This window comes from Rhodococcus sp. Chr-9, from assembly GCF_000801125.1.
Lineage (GTDB): Bacteria > Actinomycetota > Actinomycetes > Mycobacteriales > Mycobacteriaceae > Rhodococcus > Rhodococcus pyridinivorans.
The window spans coordinates 1-23,550 of the sequence record NZ_JTIZ01000007.1; the positions used below are offsets into that span (position 1 = coordinate 1).

The window sequence follows — 23,550 nt, forward strand, 5'->3', positions numbered from 1 at the left end:
ACTACGCCATATCCGCCCGATTTTCGGCAAATGCTACGGCTACCCCTAGTGCTCGCCGCCGTGCCGGCGGGCTTCCTTGGTCTTGACGGTCTGGAACATCGACCCGAACACCGCGGGGGAGATGATCGACCAGTCGAACTCGCACGCCGCCAGCAGCGCTTCATGGAACGCCGCGGGCAGCTTGGGGAGCCGCAGTGGGTCATGGAACAGGCCACCGTTGATGTACCGGAACGGTGTGTACGGGCTGTCTGCGGGAAGCTGGCGTTTCTTCTCGTCGGTGTCGAGGACCTCGAACAGTCCCTGTAGATCCTTGTGAAGGCTTGCTGCGGTGGTGTTTTCGCGCAGATACCGCTCGAACAGTCCTTCCGGCTTCCACATGTCGGCGTCGTCGCCGAACAGTAGGAACAGCAGCCGCGCGAGAAGAAGGGTGGCGTCGTGTTCACCGACACCGGCGGCTTCGAGCTCGGTGTAGAGGGTGCCCATCAGCCGGGCCGCCGCGACGGACGCGGTCTCGGCTTCGTGGTCGAACGCGTCCCGCATCCTGTCGAGCAGGGCGACGAGGGTGATGTCGGCGTCGAAGTCGAGCTCGATCGCCTGCAACCGGTCGGTCAGGTGCGTGGCACGGTCACCGACATGGTGTTCGTGGACGAGGAGTTTGGCGTTCGCGCTGCCGAGCTGAGCCCGCCGCGGCCACCGCCACTCCTGCCTGCGCTCGCTGCTGAAGATGACGAGTCGCTCATGGTTGTCCTTGCCGACGAGCACGTCGATCACCCGTTGGGTCTTGCGCGGCGGGAGGACGGGGCAGTGCCAGATGCGCAGGCCCTTGTAGCCGGCGACCTGGGTGAGGGTGAATGCCTCATCGTCGACCTCGACGGTGAGGTCGGGTCGGTCCGGGTTGTTCCAGCCGAGCTCGTCGATGAACAGGGTGCGGAAGTCACGGGCGTCGACGAGGTCGAGGAGGCGGGTACTGGTCACGAACGAACTCCCATGCTGGAAACGATGCGGATCGGGTCTTTACCGGTGCGGGTGGCGATGACGAGCTGCCCGTCACTGTGCAGGGCGGTGATCAGGGCAATCAGGTCGTCGTCGCCGGTCCCGTTGCGGACGGCCCGGCGCAGGCGGTGTTCGGCGTCTTTCATCAAGGGGTGCTGGTAGAGCGCTTCGAGCGCGAGTTCGGTGTCCGCGGCGTGGTTGTGCAGGGTGCCGCTGAGCCGGTTCCACAGGGTGCGCCGCACCCCGCGGGGTCGGCCGGCCGCGACATGAGGGTTGGCCAGGTCGCCGCGGACGAGGGTTTCGAGCAGGCTGTCGTGGTCGTCGGCGTGGTCGAGTCCGAGTTCCTCGGGGGTGGCCTCGAATGCACGGAGCACTTCGTGGCCGGTGAGTAGCCGGGTCTGCCCGTCGGTCGTTGCTGCACCGAACCCGTCGATACCGGATTCTGTTCGCACGTAACAGATCACGCCGTCACCGCTGTCGGAGAGCCGGCGGGCGCGGGTGGCCGAGATCATGTCCGGCAGGGCCGCGATCTTCGTGGCAAGTTCCGGGGTGTCCTGCTGAGCCTGGTGCCAACGCTGGTAAGCGAGGCTGGAGGCATCGACGTCGTCGGCGGCGTCCTGGTCGTCGAGGGTGCCGTTGTAGAGGTCGGTGATGGCCTTGACCTCGGTGTCGCTGCCGAAGAACTGCTCGTCGGAGCCGAACGCCTCGGCGTTGGCGTGCAGGCGGTCGCTGATGCGTTGGCGTAGGGAGATGACGTTGTCGACCGACTCGTGGAAGAACGAGTACAGCAGAACCGTGTCCGCGGCCTGGCCGACGCGGTCGACGCGGCCGGCGCGTTGGATCAGCCGGATGATCGCCCACGGCAGGTCGTAGTTGACCACGATGTGCGCATCCTGCAGGTTCTGGCCCTCGCTGAGGACGTCTGTGGCGATCAGGACCCGCAGCTCGTCCTCGACCCCGGTGGCCGGCTGGTGTCCGGGCAGGGTGTTCGAGCGGGGCGAGAACCGGTGCGCGAGACGGGTCGGGTCTTCGCTGTCGCCGGTGGCGACCCCGACCTTGTCGATGCCGGCGGCCTGCAAGGCGGCGCCGATGTAGTCGGCGGTGTCCTTGTACTCGGTGAACACCAGCACCTTTTCGTCCGGGTGCTCGTCACGTAGCAGGGCGACCAGGGCGTCGAGCTTGGAGTCCCGTTCCGGCTTCCAGTCGCCGTAGGCGGCGAGCAGGGACCACAGAGCGTTGGTGTCGGCGTCGAGGTCCTGCTTCAAGTCCTTGGTGAAGATCTCCGGCCGAATCCAGGTCAACCCAGCAGGATTCGCTTCTCGGAGTGCCTCGTAGCGCCGCGAGGCTTCCTCGCTCACCTCGTCCTTGGTGGGAATCCCGTCCTTGTTCGGATCCTCGTCCTCGCCGAAGGTGTTCTCGGTGATCGTGCCGGTCGGAATCGCCAGGCCGTTGTCGATCGCATACGAGAACAGCTCGTTGCGGGCGATGTGTCGCTTGAGCGAGAGGGTGAACGAATGCCCGCACGAGGACAGCCGCTTGTAAAAGGTGGTGCGGACAAACCCGGCGACGTTGCCGCGGCCGCGGGTGAGATTGTCGACGAACTCCTGCTCCGCCTCGCTGAGCTTGGCGGTCTTCGAGACGTAGCTGCCGAGTTCGTAGCGGGGCAGGATCAGTTTGGTCATCGCGTCGAGGGTGGTGTCGCTGGACATCAGCACGGCCGGATCGTCCGGGCCGAAGGAGTGATCGACCGGCTTCGGGATCCGCTGCGGGAACTGGAAACGAGTACCGTCCGCGAACTCGAGGTACTGCCGGCCGTTCTCGTCGGTGAGCGAGTAGTTGTTCTTGATGAAGGTGCGGGTACGCCGCACCAGGTGCTCGCTCATCAACCGCTTCCAGTCGTCGGGGTCCTCCGACTTACGGAACGCGGCCATCGTGGTGGTCTTGCCGTCCACCTTGTCCGCCAGACGCGGATCGGCGGCCAGCGCGTTGACCGGGGCAATCCCGAGATCGTCGTCATCGTCGATGTAGAGGGCGAGCTGGTTCGCCACGTCCTGGAACCGGATGTTGTACGGGGTGGCGGTCAGCAGCAGCGCCTTGCTGTCGTTGACGTGGATGTAGTCCTGGATCGCCTTGTAGTCGCGGCGGGTGTCGTTGCGCAGGGTGTGGGATTCGTCGACGATGACGAACGCGTACCGCCGAAGCTCTGGCAGGATCGCGTGCGCCATGCTGTAGGGGACGACGCGACCGTGCAGGTCGTACGCCTCGAAGTGCTCCTCCCACATCGAGACCAGGTTCTTCGGGCACACCACCAGCGGCATGTAACCGTGCTCGTCCCGCAGCATCAACGCCACCGCGATCGCGGTGAGTGTCTTGCCGAGACCGACGACGTCGCCGAGCATGGTGCCCCGTTTGGTCATGATCCGCCGCGCCAGCGTCTGCACCGCGGTGGCCTGGTAGTCGAGCAACTGCTTGCCGACCTCGGACGGCACCGAGTACTCGGCCAGCCCCTCACGCACGTCGCGGGAGAGGTCGTAGCAGACCTTCAAGAACACCTCGTACGGCCGGCGAGGCTCGCGGCGGACCCACGACTCGTCGAGCAGATCCAGCACGTCGGCGGTGACAGGGCGGCTGAATCGGTCGTTCCAGCGGTCCTCGAACCACTGCGCCAACGTTTCCGCGCCGGAGGTGTCGAGGACGTCGACGTTCAGTTCGAGGTTGTGGGTCAGACCAGGGGCGGTGAGGTTCGAGGATCCGACGAACCCGGTGATCGGATTGTTCAGGTCCTGCCGGTGACAGATGTAGGTCTTGCCGTGCAGCGGGCGGCGGGTGAACACCTTGATCTCCACCACGCCCTGGGCGAGCAGATCCCGCAGCGACTGCAACGCAGCACGGTCGGCGTTGGTCGGCAGCCCCCGCATCAACTGGGTGCGCAGCTGCTCGAGCAGATGCGCCTTGCGCTCACGGGCGGTGTTCGCGTCCGCATCCGGCCGTGGGGTGCCGTCCACCCCGGCCTGCAGATCCTCCAACGTCTCCTGCTGCGGCCCGGTCATGACCATCCCGATCAGGATCCGCACCACCGGTCCGGTAGCGCCGGCGGCGACCTTCTCCTTGACCAGCGCATCGAACGCAGCCCAGCCCCGGAGGTTAAAGTACCCGACCGCGACATCCATCCGATCGGACACCTGCAGCGACTGCTGAAGGTGGGTACCCAGGTCGGACTTGATGTTGTCGAAGATCCGCGTCACTCGGACCAGCGCTCCTTAACGATCGATTGCAAGCAAACAAATTATCTTGGTGCAAAGACTGATTGTTACCAACCTTGCTTTGTGTCAAGGTGACTTGCAGTGTTCCGCAGGTCAGGTCGATTCTTGGCCGAGCCAGAGTTCGAATGCTTCGGCGGTTGCAGCCTGCAGGGTGGTTCCGCGGGTGGCGACGGCGATCTTCACCTGACGCAGGAGCTCCGGGTCGAGACGCGCCGAGAACTGCGTCAGCTTCGCCGGCTCGGCGGCAGGGGCGGCCGCCTTCTTCGGTGCCAGGGGATGGGTTTCAGCGTCGGGTGCCTTGGCCAACTTCTTGCCGCCGAAGGCGCCGGCCGGCTGATGCTTGGTGGGCATGGTCATCCCTTCTTGACGATGCGGGTCAGGAACTCGTCGAAGATCTCGATCAGATCGGCGGCACGACTGCCGTACGAGTGGATCGGATCGCGGGCCCCGCGGGCCTCGGTGAGGACCGTCCGCATCGGTACGGCCGGATCCCAGAGCCGCTCGCCGAGGGCGTCGCCGAGTTCGGCGGCACGGAAGTCGGCCTCCCGGCTGCGCGGGGGGACCTTGTTGAGGACCACGCCGAGGACCTCGAGGTCGGGGTTGTAGTGCTCGCGGACGGTCTCGATCGTGTCCATGACGTTGGCGACGCCGGCGCTGGCGTCGATGCTCGGCTCCGTGACGATCAGGACGCCGGTCGCCGCGATCAGGGCATTGGACACGAGCTTGCCCACGCTCGGCTGGCAGTCGACGAGGACAAGGCCGAACCGCTCGGCGATGTCGGGGGAGTCGAGCGCCTTGCGCAGGCGCATCTCCGCGCCGAGCTGCTGGTCGGCGTCGCGCTGCGCCAGTGAGAGATCGGCGGGGATCACGGACACGCCCGGCCACGGCGTCTCGACGACCGCTTCGGCGGCGACGCCTCGCTGGTCGGCGTAGAGCACGTCGTTGACCGTGAACTCGGTGTCGGTGACACCGAGTCCGGTCGTGGAGTTCCCCTGCGGGTCCATGTCCACCACGAGAGTGGGAATGCCAGCGGCGCTGGCAGCCGACGCGATCCCCAGCGTGACCGCGGTCTTTCCCACTCCGCCCTTCTGGTTGGCTACCGCCACAACAGGCATGGAAGAAGACATGTATACAATCTAACATGCAGTCCTTCATGCATGTAGGAAAGAAAACACGTTCTTGATCTGCGGCTACGCGGAAAGAGCGTCGTCGTCCTCTGCGGGTTCCTCCGAGGCGTCTTCCTTCTCTTCGAGCTTGCGGGCGTCGTGCAGGATGCGGCCGACCGCACCGGTGGAGATGCCCATCTCCTCGGCGATGTCCTTATACTTCATGCCCTGCTTGCGTAGGGCCACGATGCGGTCTCGTCGTTCCTTCGCTCGCCCGAGGAACTCGTCCCGAGGTTCGGCGAAGAGTCTCTGAATGGTGCGGGTGGACGCGCCGAACTGCTCGGCTGCTTCGCGTGCCGTCATCTTGCGACGTACAGGGTGCTTTGCTCCGGGCATCAGACGATCGCCTCCAGCATGGCCTTCTCGTCGAACTTGGTGGCTCGTTTCCGGTTGGCTTCGATCTTGGCAGGAGTCATGACCTTGGCGCTGGCCTTGCCGCCCTTGGTGCCGAGGTGTGCCTGTCGGGCACGGTAGGTGTCCTCGTCGAAGTTCCGCCAGATCCACTTGCCGATCGAGTACGCGGTCGCGCGGACCTCGACGAACGGGAGCGGGTCGGTGAACTGGGTGTTGATGGCGTGGCAGTGCTGGAGCACGAGCATCAGCCAGGCGTCGATGCCGCCGTGGCGGTGGTGCCACCACTGGGGGTAGGCCCATTTGCGGGCGGTGTCGAACATGGTGACGTTGCGGCCGAGGCCGGCGGCGCGGTCGGGTCGGCGTGGGGCCTGCCGGGGGGTGTGGATGGTGGCGAGTTGTCGCAGTGTGTAGGGGTCGGCGGGTCCGTAGATGGTTTCCCAGTCGGGGTGGATGGGGTTCTTGGTGAGTTGCCCGCCGTAGGAGAAGTCGCCGCCGACGCAGAGCTTGAGGCCGGTTTCGATGCGGTGCGCGAACCGCAGGGGGGTGAGCAGGGCGGAGTCTGTGCGGCAGACGTGGTTGGGGCCGAGCCACCATCCGAGGTGGGCACGCCCGGAGGGGGACTGGGCCACCCAGCTCGGGGCGGGGTGATCGCGGGGCTTCTCGAAGGCGCGCATCGCGGCGTCGGGGTGGTCGCAGTCGACGACGATGGAGCCGAGCAGTGCGTGGGGCGAGTGCTCGATGTACCGCATCGCCAGAGCGTCCTCACGGCTCATCCGGTACTGGCCGCGGTCGAGGTAGTTCGTCGCGTACGGGCGGTGCGGGAGCAGCACCTGGTCGGCCCACAGGGCGTCGTCGAGTAGCAGTGCCCCCGCGGTGTCCATGCGGTGCATCGTGCCGCAGCAGAGACCGATGTTCGGGTCCGACACGCCGAAGCCATATAGAAAACACGCCGAAGCCATATAGAAAATTGTTCGGGTACGACGTGCCGAAGCCATATCAGGTATCCCGGCGACCCAGCGTTCCCAAGGGGCATTTGGCTTCCATCCGTATCCGTGATCTTGAGCCTCCGATTTCGGCCTCTCCCAAGCCTCGCCCGCGGTACGCCTGCTCCTCGGGCTGGGAGCAGCACGCTGGCTACCAGAAGTCAGTTACACCCTTCGGAGGGTGCACCACATCGAACACGGGCTGGTGGCTGCAGGCGGGTGCGCCGAGCTCGTCTGCGATCACCCTCGCGACCGCGGCGGGAGAGGCATCCACGGAGCGGGTGATCTGCCGGAACAGCTGGTCCTCCACCACCGAACGTCCCCGCACCCCTGGTTCCTTCTCGCTCATCCGTTGTCCGTCGAGTCCACCGCGGTCGTGGTGGCGCCCTGCCCACGGTCGGTGCGGGCGGCGGTGAGTTCGGCCCGCACCGCGGCCAGTTCGGAGCGCAGCTCCTCGGCGCGCTGCTGCGCAGCGGCCGCGTGCGCGCGGGCCTCGGCGACCTCGACCCGCGCCTGCGCGAGATCGTCGCGGGCGGTGTCACCGCGTTGACGTTCGGCGGCGGCACTTTCCCGGGCGGCAGCCAGATCACTGTCGAGGCGGGCGAGGGCAGCCGCGGCGGCGGCGGCGTCCCGCTCGGCGGTGGCGCGGGCCTGGTCGGCGTCGGCGGCGTGCCGGGCCGCGTCGGTGCGGGCCTGCTCGAGTGCGGCAGCGAGGTCGGCCGCCTCGGCTTCGGCGGTACGGGCGGCGGCGGTGGCCTTCTCCACCCGGGCGTGCAGGTCCGCGACCTGCACCGAATGCGCCGACTCGGCGGCATCCCAGTCGGTCTTCCACCGGGCGAGGGTCGCGGTGTGCTCGCTGGACCGGGCTGTCAGCTCCGCGGCATGCGCCACCGACGCCTGCTGCATCGCCTCCTCGTGTTCGCGGGTCGCGGCCTCGAGGGCGGCGTCGGCGGCGTCGGCGGCGGCGTCCGCGTTGGCCCGGTCGGTCAGGGCGGTGTCGAGCTGCTCACGCATCGCGGCCAGGGCGGCGGCGGCGTCGGCCCGCACCTTCGCGGCCTCGGTCTGCGCCTTGCGCAGGTGGGTATCGACGACGGACTCGTTGCCGAGGACGTCGACAGCCGCGGCGATCCGCTCCGCGACCGCCGACAGGCGGGTGACGGCGTCGCCGGCCTCCTTGCGGAGCAGCGGCAGCGCCTCGACCAACGTCGTCGCCGCGACCTCCGGGTCCGCCGGCACCGAGGTGCTCGGCATCGCCTGTGCGGCGGCCTCGGCCCGCTTGCGTTCCCGGTGCGCCCGGACCCGGTCGGCGGGGGAGTCGTAGATCCGGGGCCGGCCCGGCCGCCGCGGCTCCGACGGGGTCTGGGGCGTCGGGGTGTCGGTCATGCGGTGGGGCCTCTCGTCGAGTGGTCTGCGGGCGGTTCCAAGAATCGTAACACTGAAACGAAACAGAAACGATTCACGTAACGTAACATATAATGAAATGAAACTAAATTGGCGTAGGGGTCTCCTCGGGGTCCGTGCCCACGTGTCGAGGAGGGCTCCCCGGGGGTTGCGCCCTGTCGACGGCATCCCCCGGTCCTCGGAACGCCGACGACGTCGGGTGGCCAGGTCCGCCCCTCGACGGGTGGCCCGGGTCGGCGGGCATGTCCGGCCCCTACAAGCGGGCCACGGATGGCGCGCCGGCGGATGGCACAACCTGGGCGGCACAGGCCCCGATGTTCGGGTGCCGGCCTTGAGTCGCGTGGCGTCTCGAGGCCCGGCAGGGTTAGGGGTGTTCCTGCTTCCCGGCTGGGCCTGGTGCCGGGCTGGCTCTCAGGGGCCGAGTTCGTCGTCGATGCGGGCGCGGTAGTTCTCGCGGAGGAGGTTGACGTCGGCGCGCAGGGCGCGGGCGATCTGCTCCCAGGACAGGCCGCCGGCGAGGGCGTTGGTGATGATCCGGTGCCGCTCGTCGTCGACGTTGCGGCGGAGCTCACCGATGTAGGCGAGGGCGGTGGTGTGATCGGCCGCGGTCAGTGGCGGCAGGTCGTGGCGGTAGGCCCGCTCACCGGTGGCACGGAAGTAGCGGCCGAGTTGTTCGACGGCCTCGGCGGTGTTCGGCGGGTCCATCCGGATCGTCCAGTCGACGCGGTGTCGGGGGTTCTCGGTCACGTTCGGTGCCTTTCCTTGTCGGATTCCGGGCGGGTTTCCCGTACCGCCGGCAGGCAGGGTTCAGGGGCGGCCTTGTTTCGCATGCAGACGTTGCTGCGCTCGTCGTTGCTGCCGCGACAACCCCGCCGCCTCGACATCCGGGGCGACCGGTTCCGGCGGCGGTGGGGTGGCGCGGCGGCGGTAGTCGTCGAGCAGCGGGGCGAGCCGGAGCGCGGACTCGTGCAGCCGGCCGCTGAGTTGTCGGCCGTTCAGTCGGGGGCCGAGTCCGGCGGCGAACGAGTCGAGGATCCTCGCGAGCAGCACTGGGTTGGTGAGGACATGCAGGACCAGATCGTGGTCGTCGATGTAGCGGGCGGGGGTCGCGGTGGGGTGTGGATCCCGGTATTCGACGACGGGCACTTTCACGGTTTTCTCGACGGTGCGGGTCTGCCGGACCACCGTCATTGCGACGGCGCCGGCGCGGGCGGCCTTGCGAGCGTTGTGGGCGTCGCGGCGGCACTGATCGCCGCACCAGATTCGTGGTCGGCCGCGTCCGGTGTGCGCGGGGACCGGGTTGTGGCACCAGGGGCAGATCCCCGGATCCGCGGTGTCTCCGTCGCCGGGATCCGCCGGCGTTGCGGCGGGATTTTCGGCGGTGTCGCGCGACGAGCCGGGTGCGGTCATGGCCGAAATCCTATTTCGTCGCGCCGAAAATGCAGCTTTAGTGCATGAGGTGTGTCGGGGTTTTCGGTTGTTCTCACCGGACCACGGCCCGGTGAGAACAACCGAGCGCAACGGTGCGGGACTGGGGTGCGGGAGGTGAGTCGGGGACCGGCTGTGGGTGGGCAGCAGATTCTCGTTTCTCGCCGGGGAGTCGACGGACGGGCTGCTCGTTCCCGCAGACCCGGCAACACGCGCCCCGCCGGTTCGCGGGGCGCGCAACGCGCAGAGAGGGGGCTGCCGGGTTGCTGCAACACCGGCAACTGCCGGCCGACGCATCGCGGCACGCGCGTCGTACGCCGCGGCGTCATCGCCGCCCTAGCGGGGCGTCGAGTGCGCCATTGCGTGTCCTGCCGGTGCGTGCGCCCCGACCCGGCGGAGAGCAGAGCAAGATATTCTAAAAGTGTTCACTTTTAGTCTTGCCGCTGTGTCGCGGGGCCTCCGCCGGGAGGCGAGGCGGCGGCGCGGGCCGCCTGTCACCCCGCCCGGGTGGTCGGGCATCGGGGAGAGGGGTTCGGGTTGGTGCGAGGGCATCGGGCGCACGCGGACGTGCCGCGCACGCACAGTAAGCGGGTGGTGTTCACGGCCGAGGAGGTGGCGCTGATCGAGCGGGCGTCGACGGCGCGTGGGTTGCGGGCCGGCGCCTACGTTGCGGCCGCGGCGGTCGACGCCGCAACGATGGCGACGACCCCCGTCGGTGTCGGTGTCGGTGTCGGTGTCGCGGACGCAGAGCAGGTGCGTGAGCTGACCGCGGAGGTGCGCGAGTTGCGGCGGTTGCTCGGCAACGTCGCCGGCAACCTCAATGACGTCGCCAAGCGCGCGAACAGTGGCGGCGAACTCGGTCCCCACGCGGACGCGGTCCTCGCACACACTCGCCGGATGAACACCCGCATCGACGACTGGCTGATGACGATGCTCCGCCTCCTGCGCTGACCGAAACGACCCCGGTCGGGCTTTAGCCGGGACATTCGTCCCGCCGAAAAGGCGAACTCGGCCACACCTCTTGCTGAACTTCAGCAACGCCGGATCTGGCGCGCGGAGTGGCAATCCGGTCAGTGGCCAGGCCCCGGAGGTCGAACGGATCTGCCGCACTCGTGTGCCGTTACCCGGCGCACCTCCCGCACCGTCAGAGCTCGTGCTCACCTCGACCGGTTCTCGGCCGGCCGGGGTCCGGTTTCACGACGCGAAGTGCGCACACCTCTTGCATTAAGGTAACGGAACGATAACGACCCGTTCGGGTGTGCCCGACGGGTCCTCGGCTCGCGTCCTCCGCGGCCGCGGAGGACGGTGGATGCGCCGCGCCCCTGCCGGCCGGAAAACCGGTTCCCGGGTGCCGACGGCGGCTGACACACTGGGCTGCGCATGTCCCCGCCGACTCCCCCCCGCGGCGGGGACGCCTCACCCTTCCCTGCCCGGGGAGTTCGGGTCGCGGGGTGGACGGCTTCGGGTGGAAGGGGTGCCGGCGGTGATCGTGACCCCCAAGGTGGTTCGGCAGAAGCTGATGCAGGCTGCGGTCCTGGCCAAGATCGACCGCGAACATCTGCGGATCGACACCGACCGCGTCCGCGAACGGTTGCGGGTGACCCGCGCTCACGTCTCAAGTGCCCCGTCCCTGACCGAGATGCTGGATCGGTGGGAGCAGATCGTCGACGGCAACGACATCGACGCAGCCCGCGCCGTGGCGGCACTCGGCGGCGAGACCGGCAACGAGATGCGCAACCTGTCCCCGCTGGGGGTGCTGCTCACCGAGAAGGAGCGACTGCAGGTCCTCGACGAGCTCCGCGAACACTGGCCCCACCGCGGTGACTCCCCCTGATGTTCCATACAGCGCGGGGTAGTGGTGGCAGGTCGCGGGTGGCCCCCACTCGAAGGCCCAGATCTGTCCTACTTCCTGAACGTGTCCAGGAGCTGATTCGTGCGTTCATGCGTCCAGGTCTTCCACCCGTTGACATCGTGCCCCACGCACGCCTTCAAGGCGCCGGAGGGCGAGAAGTAGGTGTTTCCGTTGATCTTGATCCATCCGTCGTTGGTCACGGTGGCGCGAAAGCTTTCACCGTTGCGCTTGGTGTAGATCAGGATGTCGTCCGGCTCGATCCTCCCGGATGTGATGAACGGCATCAGCTCTCCGGTCCGACTGTGCAGCCTTGCGGCGGGACTCAGGTCGGCCGATTTCGACGCGCTGTTCTCCGAAGGTTTCCCTCGCTCTGGCCCGAGCAGCTCCCTGCGTAGGACCGAGTTGGGGGTATCCACGAATGGCACAGCCAACTGCTGCAGAAGCGCGAATACCTCGTCGTCGACCTCGATCTTGTGCATTGTCCACCCCTTCCCATCTAAGTTCTTAAGAACTTAAGGTTTACAGAGTTTAAGTTGCCAAGTCAACGATTGATGGGTTGCTGCCGAAGGGGAGGGGTGTTGTCGCTACCGGGTCTTGTCGTTTTTGGTTTAGTTTTGATCGTCAAAATCTGGATAGTCGTGTATCTTCACCTTTGTGAGCGAGCAGCAGGAAGTCATCCGCCGGCTTCAGTCGGAAGGGGTTCTCGATTCGATCCGGTGGGCGTACGGGTCCGCGGTGAGTCGGGTCTTGGAGGACTACTCCGAGGACGCGGGGCATGATGCCGGCTGGCGCGGCTACTTGCTCTTCGTCCTGTTCAGGGATCGTCTCGATCGCGTTTTCTCGTGTGGGCGGTATGCGCTGGGAGACGGCGCCGATGTCGGTGCTGGCCTCGACTTGGTGCGCGCCGAACTGACGAAGGAGGATGCTGACGCCATGCCCGCGCTGGCGCCGGATCTGGTGCGGCCAGCCAATCTAAATGGAAGTCCCGGCTGGGCAGTCGGAGAGCTCCAATTCCTCCTCCAGTCGGGATCCTTCGGTCAGCTCGACGCACTGCCCTGGGCTCGGAAGAGCCCGACCAAGCAGCAGGTGGCCAAGAAGATGCCGCCGGCGACGGAGCTGCCTCCCGCGCTTTTCGACGTCGAAGGACCGGTGACTGAGGACCTCGTCGAGCCTTCCGGTGACTTCGAGCCGTTCATCGCTGCTTACTCCCTGGAGCCTGTCGGCCCGCGGCGGGAGCTCGTGTTCGGTCGCTCGCGCTTCAACGCCGGTGGTGGTGAAGCCTGGTACTGGTACAAGAACCTGCTCACGCTGCCCCCCGCCCACGGTGGCCGCCGTGCGGACACCCCGACACCGTCCGGCCCGGACGGCGTGCCCGACGCCCCCGTGCGCCTCCGCAAGGGCGGCGTCTCCGTAACACCGAAGGCCGGCGAGCAGCAATGACGGGCGGTATGTCGGCGGCCGATGCCGCTGCACTGTTCGACGGTTCCCGGCTGACGCTCGCCCGACAGCTCGCCGCGATGCGTAAGAGCGCTCTGGCCGAGGCAATCGGGAAGAGTCCTACTGCCCTGGCGGGATGGGAATCCGGGAACAAGCGTCCCACGGCATCGACAGTCGCGGAGCTTGCTCTTGGGCTCGGTGTTGATCCGGGGTTCTTCGCCGTGCGCAAGGGGGACGTTGCGGAGCTCACCAGCACACCTCATTTCAGGTCCTTGCGGGCGACCACGCAGCTCGCACGGGACCAGGCGCGTGCCTACGGGCAGCTTGCGGTGGACATCGCCGCGAACCTGGAGAGGTACGTGGAGTTTCCGGACCTCGACGTCCCGTCCTTCCCCGTGGATCTGGACGACGCCGAAGGTGACGGACCGGAGCAGGCTGCTCGATTGGTCCGGGACCAGTGGGGCATGGGCGCCATGCCGGCGGGACACCTTGTCCGGCTTCTCGAGAACCACGGCGTCCTGGTCGTGTTCAGTCCTCCGCAGACGGCGGCGGTCGATGCCTACTCGTTCGACAGTCACCTGCGACCGGTGGTGATCCTCAACCCCGCGAAGCGCGACTACTACCGGCAACGGTTCGACGTGGCGCATGAGCTCGGCCATCTTGTGATGCATGCCGACGCGGAACCGGGTGGCCGCATCGTCGAGGAACAAGCGAACCGATTTGCCTCGGAACTGCTGATGCCCGCAGATGAGGTGTTCGACCTGCTTCCCAGCAAGATGAACGCCGCTGCGTGGGGTCTGCTCGCCAGACTGAAGGAACAGTGGGGCGTGAGTATGCAGGCATTGCTTTTCCGTGCACGAAAGCTCGGCAAGCTCAACGATGTTTCCTATCGAAACGCCATGACCACCGTCTCGGTGCGGGGCTGGCGGCGCAGCGAGCCGGGTCAGGTTCGGATCCTCGAACAGCCTTCGCTGTTGCCGAGAGCGATAGAGGTGCTTGCCGGCGAAGGCATCGAGGAGGGCGCGCTCATCGCCGAATGCGGAGTACCGAGTGACCTCTTTCGAGACGCGACTGCACGAGCTCCACAAGCGGGAACTGTCATCGAGCCGGCTGAAAGGCAGACAGACGGCCGGACCACTCATCGGGTCGTTTCGCTATTACCCCGGATTGAAAACTCGAAATACAAAGGGGATCAAGTGATCTGAAGCGCATCTTAGTAGTGACCCAAATCGAAACCAGTAGGAGAGTGTGTGATGGCGGACGTCAACAAGCGGGTCGTGCAGAAGCGCCAAGATGGGGGCTGGGAGGTGCGCAAGCCAGGCTCGAGCCGAGCGAGCGCGGTGACCAGCACGCAGTCGGAAGGCATCTCCCGGGCCCGCGAGATCCTCGGCAACGGCGGGGGTGGTGAGATGCAGGTCCGGGGCACCAACGGGACCATCCGCGCTCAGGACACGATCGCGCCGGGGAACGATCCGCGCTCCTCGAAGGGATAGCCCCCACTTCATTCGGTCCGGTCATCCCAGGGATGACCGGACCGAGGGGCCGAGGTCAGTAGACCTCCTTCCTGTCCCCGACGCGAAAGACGTGGACCTCCACCTCTTTATCCAGGATCAGGTACAGGATCCGGAAGTCACCGAAGCGGATCCGGTACCCCTCGCGATCGGTGAGTTTCGTGCAGCCGTGCGGTCGCGGGTTGTCGCCGAGCCCCTCGGCGAAGTCGATCAGGTCGTTCGCGAGCTTCTTGTCGTGCTTTGCGATCTTCTTCAGGTCCCGTTGCGCGCTGCTGGCGAAGGTGACGCTGTATCGGTTGGTTGTCATCAAGGCCCTTTGGGTTTAGTGATCTAACGCTCTTTAGTACGAAATGTACTGATCGTATCATGTGTACGTTTCGTTTGACTTGGAGCACTCGGCAGACGTACCTTGGGGCCATGACCGCCACCATTGAGACCCGAGAAGTGACCTCCGGCGATCTGCGCGGTCACCTTGCTGACGTGCTGAATCGCACCGCTTACGCGGGTGAGCGAGTGGTCGTGACCCGTCATGGCAAGCGAATCGCTGCGGTGATCCCGGCTGACGATCTCGAGCTGCTGGAGGCTCTTGAGAACGCGCGCGATGCCGCGGCACTTGAACAGGCAATCGCAGAAGACGACGGTGAGCGCGCTACCGCTGCTGACCTTCGCAAGGAGCTTTTCGGCTGAGCTTTGTGTTCCCGGCCCTCTGATTGCTTCGTATCGGGGGGCAGTAGCGGTCGAGCTGCTGTCCCGAAATCGAACGGTTTCGGGACACGCAGACCTTCGCCGAGGCGGGCGGGTGTGGCCTGGGCGTCCGGTGTCCCGAAAACCCGTCCCACTGCCCGCATCCCGGATCGGGACGTGTCGGTGGGTTCCGGGACACTCCCGTGGTGTGAACGATCTCCTCGGCTACGCCCGCGTCTCCACCTCCGACCAGGACCCCGCCCTGCAGCACGACGCGCTCACCGCCGCCGGCTGCTTCCGAGTGTGGACCGACACCGCCTCCGGGGCGAAAACCCAACGCCCCGAACTCGATGCCGTCCTCGACGCCCTGCGTCCCGGTGACTCGCTCGTGGTGTGGCGAATCGACCGCCTCGGCCGCAGTCTGCCGCATCTGATCGAGACGGTCACCGCACTCGGTGAGCGGGGGATCCACTTCCGCTCGCTCACCGAGGGATTCGACACCACCACCGCCGGCGGGGAGTTCCTGTTCCACATCCTCGGCGCCCTCGCACAGATGGAACGCCGCATGATCGTCGAACGCACCCACGCCGGCCTGGCCGCCGCCCGCGCCCGCGGCCGCACCGGTGGCCGGCCCACCGCGCTAACTCCGGCCAAGCGTCGGCAGGCGCTCAAGATGCGCGAGGACGGCGTTCCCGTCGGCGAGATCGCCGAGGTCCTCGGCATCGGCCGGAGTACGCTCTACCGCCACCTGGAGTCAGTGGCAGTGAATCTCTGACGGGTCAAGCCTGCTTGTTGTCATGAAGACATGACAACAAGCAGGCTTGGTTTCAGTGGAGATCCAAGATCAGAGCAAGGTTGATTGCCCGGTCAGTGCCGCATAGCGCTGGAAGAGGATCTTCTGCCGGCTCGATTCCGTGGACATGTCGCCTCGTCCGAAGAGCTTGTCGACGACCTCGTCGAGGGCGTCATGCGCTGTGATGAGGTCGTCGGGCATTGCAATCGGGTCGTACAGCTTCGCAAGAGACATCTCGGGATGAGTTTCACGAGCAGAGACGATCCCGGCTGCGGCCTTGGCGATCGCCTGCCGCTGTCGGTCGGTGATCTCGGGCATGGGGAAGGTGTTGTAGGTGAATGTGTTCGAGAACCGGAGGTCCGACTTGATGCGTCCTCCGATGGCCCTCATCCAGGCGATGAACATCGAGGAGGACAGGATGCCAAGAAGGAATCCATCGCGGTCCGGTGCCAGGAAATTCGCGTCACCGCAGATCACGTCGGTCGAGAAGCGTCGTGCAGTGAAATAGCGACGGGACTCTCCGACGTGGCGAGGAATCGCAAGGTAGTCGGTATTGGGGTGACGTCGTTCGTCGAACAAGTGAGGCGTTGCGGCCTTCTTCACGGTTGCGGCTTTCGAACTTTCCTCACGCATCGCCTTCACGGCCGCAATTCGATCTCGCAGGACGACACTTCGGGTGAGATCCGAGGCGGGCGCATCCACCAGCCAGAGACACCAACGCATCTTGTCGTGGATCAACTCCCTTGCGCCTACATAGCGGCGAAGGTAGTTGGACGCGATCGGGTCGGCGGCAACGAAGCCGTGCTCGTCTTCAGATACGAGCAGGTTCTTTCCATCAGTTGGTTTGTTCCCGTAGTCCACTGGGGGCAGCGTCGAACTGAGTGGGACGGTCCGGTTGCTGACGAGGATGTTCGGTGCGTCGACAAGGTAGGGATTGATGTTGGGAACCTGGTGAGGGGTGCCTTCGCCCTTGCCGCCCTCGGGGTACGTCCACAGGATCGGTTTTGGATTGGTGAGCTTGTCGAATCCGATGATGGAGACGTGGACGGCCGCTCCGCCGGGGGCTTCGGTGACCCACTGGAAGGAGCGGTGGGCGAAGCGGCATCTCCACCCGGCGTTGAGGATTGGCCGCCACAGGAACTCCACGGGTTCGCCCTGGCAGATCGAGTTGGTGGACACGAAAGCCCACCTGCCAGCATGGCTGCCGTAGTAGTCGATGGCCTTCGCATACCAGCAGGTGACGTAGTCGAGGTAGCCGTTGTAGCGGGAGCCCCAGATGGTCTTGGTATCGGTGGTTTGCTGCGCAGTCTTCGTGTACTGACCGATGAAGGGAGGGTTGCCCAGGATGACCACGTCGTCGGACGCCGGAACCAGAGATGCCCAGTCGATGTGGAGGGCGTTGGCGTACTTGATGGTCGGAGCGATGACAACCGGGAGTCGGTCCGGGGCGACTCCGAACTCGACGGCCATCTGCTGGTTAGCGAGGTGGTCGACGAGCAGCAACGCAGTTTCAGCAATCCGCGCCGGCCATTCCTCGATCTCGATGCCGTAGAAGTGGTCGAGAGTCACCTTGATGTCACCCGTGACGTCCAGGCTCAACTGTGCGCGTTCGACCTTCTTCGAGGCTGCCTCCACCATGTCGAGGTCCCGGCGACGCTTGAGGAGGTCGAGTTCGAGTGCACGGAGTTCGCGATAGGCGACGATGAGGAAGTTGCCACAACCACACGCCGGGTCGAGGAAACGAAGCCGACCCAGGTCGTTGTGCAGTTTCGTCAACTGCGCCTTGTCGTCCCAACTTCGCTCGAGGCGGTCTCGGTATTCGTCGAGGAACAGGGGTCGGATGGTCTTGAGGATGTTCTCTTCGGTGGTGTAGTGGGGGTAGCCGTAGCATCCGCCGGAAATCGGGCGGATTTGGCGTATCCGACTGGTGGGCACGGGGTTTCGAGTTCGGCATGCACTGTCGACTGGTTGGTGCTTGACTGCCGATGATGATGTTGGTCGGTGCTGGTGGAGGCTGAGGTCGTGGCGACGCGGATGTTCGCGGACGAGGAGTTGGAACGACTGCGGGGATTCCCGGAGATCAGCCGCGAGGAGCTGTTCCGGTACTTCACGCTGACGCCTGCGGATCTGGCGTTCGTGGATCCGGGCCGGGGCCGGGGCCCAGCCGAGCGGCTGGGCTTGGCGATCGCGTTGTGTACGCTGCCGTGGCTGGGATTCGTGCCGGATCGGCTGGTCACGGCTCCGCCGGTGGCGGTGGCTCGTGTCGCCGAGCAGTTGCGGTTGGATCCGGTGGTGATCGGTGCCTACGGCAGGCGAGCCAAGACCCGCACCGAGCATGTGCGCCTGGCCGCGCGGTACCTGGGATGGCGTGCGGTCGGTGCGCTCGAGTTCAAGGAGCTCGATGAGTTCCTGCTCGCGCGGGCGATGGAGCACGATTCCCCGACTCTGCTGTTCCGGCTGGCGTGTGAGTATCTGATCTCGGCGAAGGTGATCCGGCCAGGCCCGGTCACCGTGGTCGAGCGGGTCGCCCACGCCCGCCACCAGGCCCAGACCGAAACCTATGACCGGCTCGCTCACGAGTTCACTGCGGCGCGGTGCGCGGAGTTGGACGGCTTGCTTGTCACCGACGCTTCGCTGGGGATCTCGCGGTTGCGGTGGCTGTCGACCGGGCCGGTGGAGGCCTCGGCGGCCGCGGTCCGCGCCGAGGTCGACAAGCTGGGTTTCCTGCGCGGGTTGGGCGCTGATCGGCTGGATATGTCGGTGCTGCCCGCCGAGCGGCGCCGGTTTTTGGCCACGATGGGCCGGCGCCTGAGTCCGCAAGCGCTGCAACGTCGGGATCCGCAACGCCGGTATCCGATCCTGCTCACGGTGCTGGCCCAGTCCGGCACCGATGTCCTCGATGAGGTCGTGGCGTTGTTCGATCAGGCGATCTCGGTGAAATTCGGTGCTGCCGAACGGAAGATGCAGCAGCGGCTGGCCGAACGAGGAAAGACTGGAGAGGACCGTCAGGCGCTGCTGGACGATCTGTTGGAAATCGTCACCGACCCCGGCGTTCCGGATGAGGAGATCGGTGCGCTGATCCGCGGCGAGAAGATCGGGTGGGAGCGCCTGCGCGCGGCGATCGCCCAGGCCAAGCCCAGGTTGCCGCGTGATCACGGGCATCTGGCGGCGTTGGATTCCTCCTACAACTACCTGCGTCAGTTCACCCCCGCGGTGCTCGAAGCGGTGCGCTTCTGCGGCGGTACCGCCGCGACCGAGTTGCTGATCGCGGTGAACATGCTGCGCGAGTTGAACGCGACCGGGCGGCGCAAGGTCTTCGATGACGCCCCGACCGGGTTCGTGCCGATGAAGTGGCGCGGCTACCTCGACGAGGCCCGCAAATCCGGCAGCGCGACCGCGTATCGGCACTACTGGGAGTTGTGTGTGCTGCTCGGATTGCGTGACGGGTTGCGCAGCGGGGATGTGTTCGTGCCGGGCTCGCGCCGTTACGCCGACCCGGCCGCCTACCTGCTCACCACCGGGCAGTGGGAACCGCAACGCGTTGAGTTCTGCGGCCTGGTCGGGCGATCCGCCGATCCTGGCGTCGCGCTGGCCACCGTGGTCGCCGAACTGCACGACGCTCTCGGTGAGCTGGAGGAGGTGCTGGCCGGCGGGGACGGCCCGGTCCGGCTGGACGAGGGCGGGGATCTGGTGATCTCGCCGCTGAGCGCGGAAGATGTTCCCGCCGAGGCGATCACGCTCAAGGCCGAGCTGACCGAAATGCTGCCGTTCGCGCCGATCGTGTCGCTGCTGATCGAGCTGGACAAACGCACCGGCTACCTGGACTGCTTCACCCACGCCGGCGGTCAGGCCACCCGGACGCCGGAGCTCAAACGCAACCTGATCGCGGTACTGCTGGCGCACTCGACGAACCTGGGGTTGACCCGGATGGCCGAGGCGTGCGGAATCACCTACGACATCCTGGCCTGGACCGACGAGTGGTATGTGCGCGAGGAGACCCTGCGCGCGGCCAACCTGGTACTGGTCGGCTACCACCAGCGGCTGCCGCTGACCGCGGTGTTCGGCGCCGGAACACTGTCGTCGAGCGACGGGCAGCGTTTCCCGACGCGCGGTAAGTCGACCACGGCGCGGCCGTTGAGCCGCTATTTCGCCAGCGAGGGCCTGTCGACCTACACCCATGTCAGCGACACCCACGCCACCTACGGCACCAAGGTCATCGTGGCGACCAAACGCGAAGCCCACTACGTGCTCGATGAGATCCTGGGCAACGCCACCGATCTGCCGATCACCGAGCACGCCACCGACACCCACGGGGTCACCCTGGTCAACTTCGGGTTGTTCGACCTGCTCGGGATGCAGCTCTCGCCACGGATCCGGGATCTGGGGCGGATCACCCTGTACCGGCCGGGCCCGCGCGCCGAGGCCGAGGCCCGGTTCCCGCACGCGGGCCCGCTGATGACCCGCAAGGCCAACCTGGGTTTGATCGCCGAGCACTGGGACGATCTGCTGCGGTTGGCCGGATCGCTGAAGTTCGGGCACGCCACCGCGTCGCTGTTGGTCGGCAAGCTGTCGGCGTCGGGGCGGCAGAACACCCTGGCCGCGGCGCTCAAGGAGTACGGGGCGCTGCGGCGCACCATTTACGCCGCGAGATACCTCTCCGATCCGGACTACCGGCGCAAGATCTCGCGGCAGCTCAACAAGGGCGAGTCGCTGCACGCGCTGCGCCGCGACCTGCTCTATGCCCATGAGGGGATGATCCGGGCGCGCCACCTCGAGGACCAGACCGAGCAGGCCTGGTGCCTGACCTTGACGACCAACGCTGTGATCGCCTGGACCACAGAGTATTACGGGTTCGCTGTCGAGCAGATGCGCCGGACCGGGCAGCGTATCGATGACGAGGTCCTGGCCCACATCAGCCCGGCCCACAGTGCCAACATCAACTTCTTCGGCGCGATCGAGGTCGACATCGACGCCGAGCTGGCCCAGCTGGGCCCGACCGGGTACCGGCCGCTGCGGGTGCGCGACACCTTGTTCTGACCGCGCGGAACCGGGGCCCGTGGTTACGGCGTGGCGATGTCGATAGCGGTGTCTGCTGGCGTGGGTGTTCGGTGGGCGGTGAGGAAGTTGTCGACGAGCCGGGTGCAGTCGTCGTGGTCGATGCTGCGTAATCCGGTGAGACGGGCGAACACGATCGGGCCGAGGAGTTCGATGATGGCGAAGGTGGTGTCGAGCTCGCCGAGCATCGCGCGGGCCTCGGGACTGGTGAGGATCTGGTCGAACGGGTGGCGGTACTGCTCGATGACGCGCGCGCGCAGCGAGGTGACCGCGGCCGGGTCGGGGTGGTCCTCGCCGATGGAACCCATCGCCAGCCAGGCCAGGGTGGTCATCTGCACCGGAGCCTGTTCGATGAGGTCGGCCTGGCTGGCGAGCAGCGCCAGGAGCCGCTCACGCACGGGCCCGGTGCCGGTCGGTGTGTCGACCTGGGGAAGTAGTCGTTCGAAAGTCGCCGCGAGCAGCTGGGTGGTGCTGCCGAAGTGCCGGTAGAGGGTGGCGCGGGCGACCTTCGACACGCGGGTGACCGCCTCGACGGTGACCGCCTCGACACCGCCGGTGGACAGCAGATGGGTGGCCGCGTCGAGCAACCGGTTGCGTGAGCGCGCCAGTCGCGGATCGGCCTGCTCGTCGTCCGCGGCGAGCGGGTCGGTCGCCGCCGGGCCTGAGTCGGTCATGGACGCGCCTTCCTCCGAATTCGTGTCGTTGAACTCTTGATATGGGTGAACTCTATCCCACCCCCCAACCACTATGATACGAATGGTCTCGTACAGATACCGTTGGTCTTCAAAGTCGGGGAGGTGCCGGTGGCCACACCCGGAACGGACACTGTCGAGATCGCCCGCTGGACCAGGGCCCAGTGGTGGATGCTGGCGGTGTCGTGCCTGGCGGTGGCGCTGGTGGTCGCGGCGATGGCGGCGTTGTATTCGGCGTTGCCGCAGATCGCGCTTGCGACCGGGGCCACCCAAGCCCAGCTGACCTGGATCGTCGACGGCTACACGCTGGTGCTGGCGTGTCTGGTGCTGCCCGCCGGCGCCGTCGGTGACCGTTACGGGCGCCGCGTGGTGCTGGTGGTGGGGTTGGTGGTGTTCGCCGCCGCCTCGGCGCTGCCGCTGCTGCTGTCCGACCCGGCCTGGTTGATCGCGACGCGCGCGCTGGCCGGGGCAGGCGCCGCGCTGGTGATGCCCTCGACGCTGTCGATCCTCACTGCAGGGTTCGCCCCCGCTCATCGCGGCCGGGCGGTGGGGATATGGGCCGGGGTCGCCGGATCCGGGGCGATACTGGGGATTCTCGGTGCCGGGGTGCTGCTCGAACGATGGTCGTGGCTATCGGTGTTCGTAGGGTTGACCGTGGCCGGGGCGGTGCTGGCGGGGTTGGCGTGCACCATCGCCGAGTCCCGCCAGCGCGAGCATCCGCAGGTGGACTGGGTGGGCGCGGTGGCGGTGGCGGTCGCTGTCGCGGCGATCGTGTTCGCCGTGATCGAGTTCCCCGCGCGCGGCTGGGCCGACCCGCTCGTCGCCGCCGCCGCCGGGGTCGGCGTGGCCGCGACGGCGGCCTTCGTGGTCGTCGAGCTGCGCTCGGCGGCGCCGCTGCTGGATGTGCGGTTGTTCGCCCGCCGTGGTTTCGGTGCCGGGTCGCTGTCGGTGACCATCCAGTTCCTGGTCACCTTCGGGGTATTCCTGCTGCTTGTGCAGTACCTGCAGCTGGTCTTCGGTTACGGGCCGCTGGCCTCGGCGCTGGCGTTGGCGCCGATGGTGGTGCCGCTGGTCGTGATCTCGGTGATCGCGCCGTGGCTGTCGAGCCTGGTCGGGTTACGGGTGATGACCGTGGCCGGCCTGCTCACCATCGCCGCCGGGCTGGTGCTGGTGAGCCGGCTGACACTCGCCGCGCACTACCTCGACCTGCTGTGGCCGCTGCTGATCATGAGCGCGGGCCTGGGATTGTGCACCGCGCCGGCGACCTATGCCATCGTCGCCGACACCCCCGAGGCCAAACACGGGGTCGCCGCCGCGGTCAACGACGCCGCCCGCGAGATCGGCGCCGCGATCGGGATCGCCGTGGCCGGCAGCGTGCTGGCCGCCGGCTACACCCACCGCATCCAGCCCGCCCTGCCCCAGTTGCCCGAGCCCGCCCGCGGCCCGGTCGCCGATTCCCTGGCCGCGGCGCTGCAGGTCGCCGACCAGGCCGGACCGGTGGCCGCACCGCTGGCCGAGTTCGCCAAGGCCGCGTTCGTGCACGGCAGCGGCCAGGCCGCGCTCGCCCTGGCCGCCCTCACCACCGTCGGGGCGATCGTGCTGGCAGTACTGGCCCCCGGCCGCGCACCACGCCGCCGATACATCTCGACCATTTCCCCCGCAAAACACGCTCCCTTCTCGTGAAAGACGCCCGTCATGACGGCCTATCGCACGATCATCGTCGACACCGACGGATCCGACCGCTCCTACCGTGTGGTCGACCACGCCGCCGAACTCGCCCACGCCACCCACGCCCGGCTCCTGATCATCTGCGCCCGCCACCCCATCGACGCACGTGAGCTCGGGGCGGACCTCGACCGGCTCGGACCCGACGCCTACCAGCTACGCGGCACCACTCCCACCGAGGCCATCCTGCGGACCGCCCACCAGCACGCCCTC

At 66.9% G+C, this 23,550-nt stretch carries 24 protein-coding genes; 10 read left to right on the forward strand and 14 right to left on the reverse strand.

What is annotated here, in order from left to right; translation table 11 throughout:
* Nucleotides 1-45: 45 nt before the first annotated feature.
* The 10 genes from QR64_RS00690 to QR64_RS00735 all read right to left on the reverse strand — a co-directional run bounded on the left by QR64_RS00690 (nt 46) and on the right by QR64_RS00735 (nt 9,570).
* Nucleotides 46-975, reverse strand: coding sequence for a type IIL restriction-modification enzyme MmeI (locus tag QR64_RS00690; protein ID WP_039583565.1), 930 nt, complete (start codon nt 973-975; stop codon nt 46-48).
* On the reverse strand, nt 972-4,238 hold the full coding sequence (locus QR64_RS00695; protein WP_039583567.1) for a helicase-related protein: 3,267 nt from the start codon (nt 4,236-4,238) through the stop codon (nt 972-974). Before QR64_RS00695 ends, QR64_RS00690 begins: the two co-directional genes overlap by 4 nt.
* 111 nt (nt 4,239-4,349) lie before the next feature.
* On the reverse strand, nt 4,350-4,607 hold the full coding sequence (locus QR64_RS00700) for a hypothetical protein (protein ID WP_152640890.1): 258 nt from the start codon (nt 4,605-4,607) through the stop codon (nt 4,350-4,352).
* A gap of 2 nt (nt 4,608-4,609) precedes the next feature.
* Complete coding sequence (locus QR64_RS00705; protein WP_235366943.1) at nt 4,610-5,383, reverse strand: ParA family protein; 774 nt, start codon at nt 5,381-5,383, stop codon at nt 4,610-4,612.
* A gap of 63 nt (nt 5,384-5,446) precedes the next feature.
* Nucleotides 5,447-5,725, reverse strand: a complete 279-nt coding sequence (locus tag QR64_RS00710) for a helix-turn-helix domain-containing protein (protein WP_235366945.1) — start codon at nt 5,723-5,725, stop codon at nt 5,447-5,449.
* Between the two features lie 32 nt (nt 5,726-5,757).
* Entirely contained in the window at nt 5,758-6,657 is a 900-nt protein-coding gene (locus QR64_RS00715) for a replication initiation protein (RefSeq protein WP_052227152.1), read from the reverse strand.
* 253 nt (nt 6,658-6,910) lie between these two features.
* Nucleotides 6,911-7,108, reverse strand: a complete 198-nt coding sequence (locus QR64_RS00720) for a hypothetical protein (protein WP_039583570.1) — start codon at nt 7,106-7,108, stop codon at nt 6,911-6,913.
* Nucleotides 7,105-8,142, reverse strand: a complete 1,038-nt coding sequence (locus QR64_RS00725; RefSeq protein ID WP_052227149.1) for a hypothetical protein — start codon at nt 8,140-8,142, stop codon at nt 7,105-7,107. The genes QR64_RS00720 and QR64_RS00725 overlap by 4 nt, the downstream gene beginning before the upstream one ends.
* Before the next feature lie 429 nt (nt 8,143-8,571).
* Entirely contained in the window at nt 8,572-8,907 is a 336-nt protein-coding gene (locus QR64_RS00730; protein ID WP_039583572.1) for a hypothetical protein, read from the reverse strand.
* Between the two features lie 60 nt (nt 8,908-8,967).
* Nucleotides 8,968-9,570: a hypothetical protein gene (locus QR64_RS00735; protein ID WP_039583574.1), complete on the reverse strand. Its 603-nt coding sequence runs from the start codon at nt 9,568-9,570 to the stop codon at nt 8,968-8,970.
* 609 nt (nt 9,571-10,179) lie between these two features.
* Between QR64_RS00735 and QR64_RS00740 the strand changes: the two genes are divergently transcribed.
* Nucleotides 10,180-10,539, forward strand: a complete 360-nt coding sequence (locus QR64_RS00740) for a hypothetical protein (protein ID WP_235366946.1) — start codon at nt 10,180-10,182, stop codon at nt 10,537-10,539.
* A 532-nt stretch (nt 10,540-11,071) separates the two neighbouring features.
* Complete coding sequence (locus QR64_RS00745) at nt 11,072-11,422, forward strand: hypothetical protein (protein ID WP_235366948.1); 351 nt, start codon at nt 11,072-11,074, stop codon at nt 11,420-11,422.
* 68 nt (nt 11,423-11,490) lie between these two features.
* Here the strand turns inward: QR64_RS00745 and QR64_RS00750 are convergent, their stop codons facing one another.
* A complete protein-coding gene (locus QR64_RS00750) occupies nt 11,491-11,919 on the reverse strand; it encodes a hypothetical protein (protein WP_039583577.1) in 429 nt (142 codons plus the stop codon).
* A 175-nt stretch (nt 11,920-12,094) separates the two neighbouring features.
* On the opposite strand from QR64_RS00750, the gene QR64_RS00755 reads away from it, so the two are divergent.
* From QR64_RS00755 to QR64_RS00765, 3 genes are read left to right on the forward strand one after another with little or no spacing between them, the layout of a single operon-like run.
* Entirely contained in the window at nt 12,095-12,880 is a 786-nt protein-coding gene (locus QR64_RS00755) for a hypothetical protein (RefSeq protein ID WP_039583578.1), read from the forward strand.
* An 8-nt stretch (nt 12,881-12,888) separates the two neighbouring features.
* On the forward strand, nt 12,889-14,082 hold the full coding sequence (locus QR64_RS00760; RefSeq protein ID WP_052227154.1) for an XRE family transcriptional regulator: 1,194 nt from the start codon (nt 12,889-12,891) through the stop codon (nt 14,080-14,082).
* 48 nt (nt 14,083-14,130) lie between these two features.
* Entirely contained in the window at nt 14,131-14,370 is a 240-nt protein-coding gene (locus tag QR64_RS00765; RefSeq protein ID WP_039583579.1) for a DUF2188 domain-containing protein, read from the forward strand.
* Nucleotides 14,371-14,425: 55 nt separating this feature from the next.
* Here QR64_RS00765 and QR64_RS00770 read toward each other — a convergent pair whose 3' ends face one another.
* Nucleotides 14,426-14,695: a type II toxin-antitoxin system RelE family toxin gene (locus QR64_RS00770; RefSeq protein ID WP_039583581.1), complete on the reverse strand. Its 270-nt coding sequence runs from the start codon at nt 14,693-14,695 to the stop codon at nt 14,426-14,428.
* A 110-nt stretch (nt 14,696-14,805) separates the two neighbouring features.
* Here QR64_RS00770 and QR64_RS00775 point away from each other — a divergent pair, with 110 nt between their 5' ends.
* Complete coding sequence (locus QR64_RS00775) at nt 14,806-15,075, forward strand: type II toxin-antitoxin system Phd/YefM family antitoxin (protein ID WP_039583595.1); 270 nt, start codon at nt 14,806-14,808, stop codon at nt 15,073-15,075.
* A gap of 205 nt (nt 15,076-15,280) precedes the next feature.
* Nucleotides 15,281-15,847 (forward strand): recombinase family protein, encoded by a 567-nt coding sequence (locus QR64_RS00780; protein WP_039583583.1) that lies wholly within the window; start codon nt 15,281-15,283, stop codon nt 15,845-15,847.
* A 69-nt stretch (nt 15,848-15,916) separates the two neighbouring features.
* Here QR64_RS00780 and QR64_RS00785 read toward each other — a convergent pair whose 3' ends face one another.
* Nucleotides 15,917-17,800 carry a class I SAM-dependent DNA methyltransferase gene (locus QR64_RS00785; RefSeq protein WP_052227150.1) on the reverse strand — a complete coding sequence of 628 codons (1,884 nt, stop codon included), beginning with the start codon at nt 17,798-17,800 and terminating at the stop codon, nt 15,917-15,919.
* Between the two features lie 87 nt (nt 17,801-17,887).
* Between QR64_RS00785 and QR64_RS00790 the strand changes: the two genes are divergently transcribed.
* Entirely contained in the window at nt 17,888-20,902 is a 3,015-nt protein-coding gene (locus QR64_RS00790) for a Tn3 family transposase (protein ID WP_039583599.1), read from the forward strand.
* 23 nt (nt 20,903-20,925) lie between these two features.
* On the opposite strand, the gene QR64_RS00795 is transcribed toward QR64_RS00790, so the two are convergent.
* Nucleotides 20,926-21,594: a TetR/AcrR family transcriptional regulator gene (locus QR64_RS00795; RefSeq protein ID WP_039583585.1), complete on the reverse strand. Its 669-nt coding sequence runs from the start codon at nt 21,592-21,594 to the stop codon at nt 20,926-20,928.
* A gap of 129 nt (nt 21,595-21,723) precedes the next feature.
* Between QR64_RS00795 and QR64_RS00800 the strand changes: the two genes are divergently transcribed.
* Both QR64_RS00800 and QR64_RS00805 read left to right on the forward strand, forming a co-directional pair.
* Entirely contained in the window at nt 21,724-23,295 is a 1,572-nt protein-coding gene (locus QR64_RS00800; RefSeq protein WP_039583601.1) for an MFS transporter, read from the forward strand.
* Between the two features lie 12 nt (nt 23,296-23,307).
* A partial coding sequence (locus QR64_RS00805) for a universal stress protein (RefSeq protein WP_039583587.1) occupies nt 23,308-23,550 on the forward strand: 243 nt, incomplete at its 3' end.

Bases quoted from the DNA above. Each gene is read 5' to 3' on its own strand.
- QR64_RS00700 (WP_152640890.1), bottom strand. From the start codon at position 4,607: ATGCCCACCAAGCATCAGCCGGCCGGCGCCTTCGGCGGCAAGAAGTTG.
- QR64_RS00705 (WP_235366943.1), bottom strand. From the start codon at position 5,383: ATGTCTTCTTCCATGCCTGTTGTGGCGGTAGCCAACCAGAAGGGCGGA.
- QR64_RS00710 (WP_235366945.1), bottom strand. From the start codon at position 5,725: ATGACGGCACGCGAAGCAGCCGAGCAGTTCGGCGCGTCCACCCGCACC.
- QR64_RS00715 (WP_052227152.1), bottom strand. From the start codon at position 6,657: ATGGACACCGCGGGGGCACTGCTACTCGACGACGCCCTGTGGGCCGAC.
- QR64_RS00720 (WP_039583570.1), bottom strand. From the start codon at position 7,108: ATGAGCGAGAAGGAACCAGGGGTGCGGGGACGTTCGGTGGTGGAGGAC.
- QR64_RS00725 (WP_052227149.1), bottom strand. From the start codon at position 8,142: ATGACCGACACCCCGACGCCCCAGACCCCGTCGGAGCCGCGGCGGCCG.
- QR64_RS00735 (WP_039583574.1), bottom strand. From the start codon at position 9,570: ATGACCGCACCCGGCTCGTCGCGCGACACCGCCGAAAATCCCGCCGCA.
- QR64_RS00750 (WP_039583577.1), bottom strand. From the start codon at position 11,919: ATGCACAAGATCGAGGTCGACGACGAGGTATTCGCGCTTCTGCAGCAG.
- QR64_RS00760 (WP_052227154.1), top strand. From the start codon at position 12,889: ATGTCGGCGGCCGATGCCGCTGCACTGTTCGACGGTTCCCGGCTGACG.
- QR64_RS00765 (WP_039583579.1), top strand. From the start codon at position 14,131: ATGGCGGACGTCAACAAGCGGGTCGTGCAGAAGCGCCAAGATGGGGGC.
- QR64_RS00770 (WP_039583581.1), bottom strand. From the start codon at position 14,695: ATGACAACCAACCGATACAGCGTCACCTTCGCCAGCAGCGCGCAACGG.
- QR64_RS00775 (WP_039583595.1), top strand. From the start codon at position 14,806: ATGACCGCCACCATTGAGACCCGAGAAGTGACCTCCGGCGATCTGCGC.
- QR64_RS00795 (WP_039583585.1), bottom strand. From the start codon at position 21,594: ATGACCGACTCAGGCCCGGCGGCGACCGACCCGCTCGCCGCGGACGAC.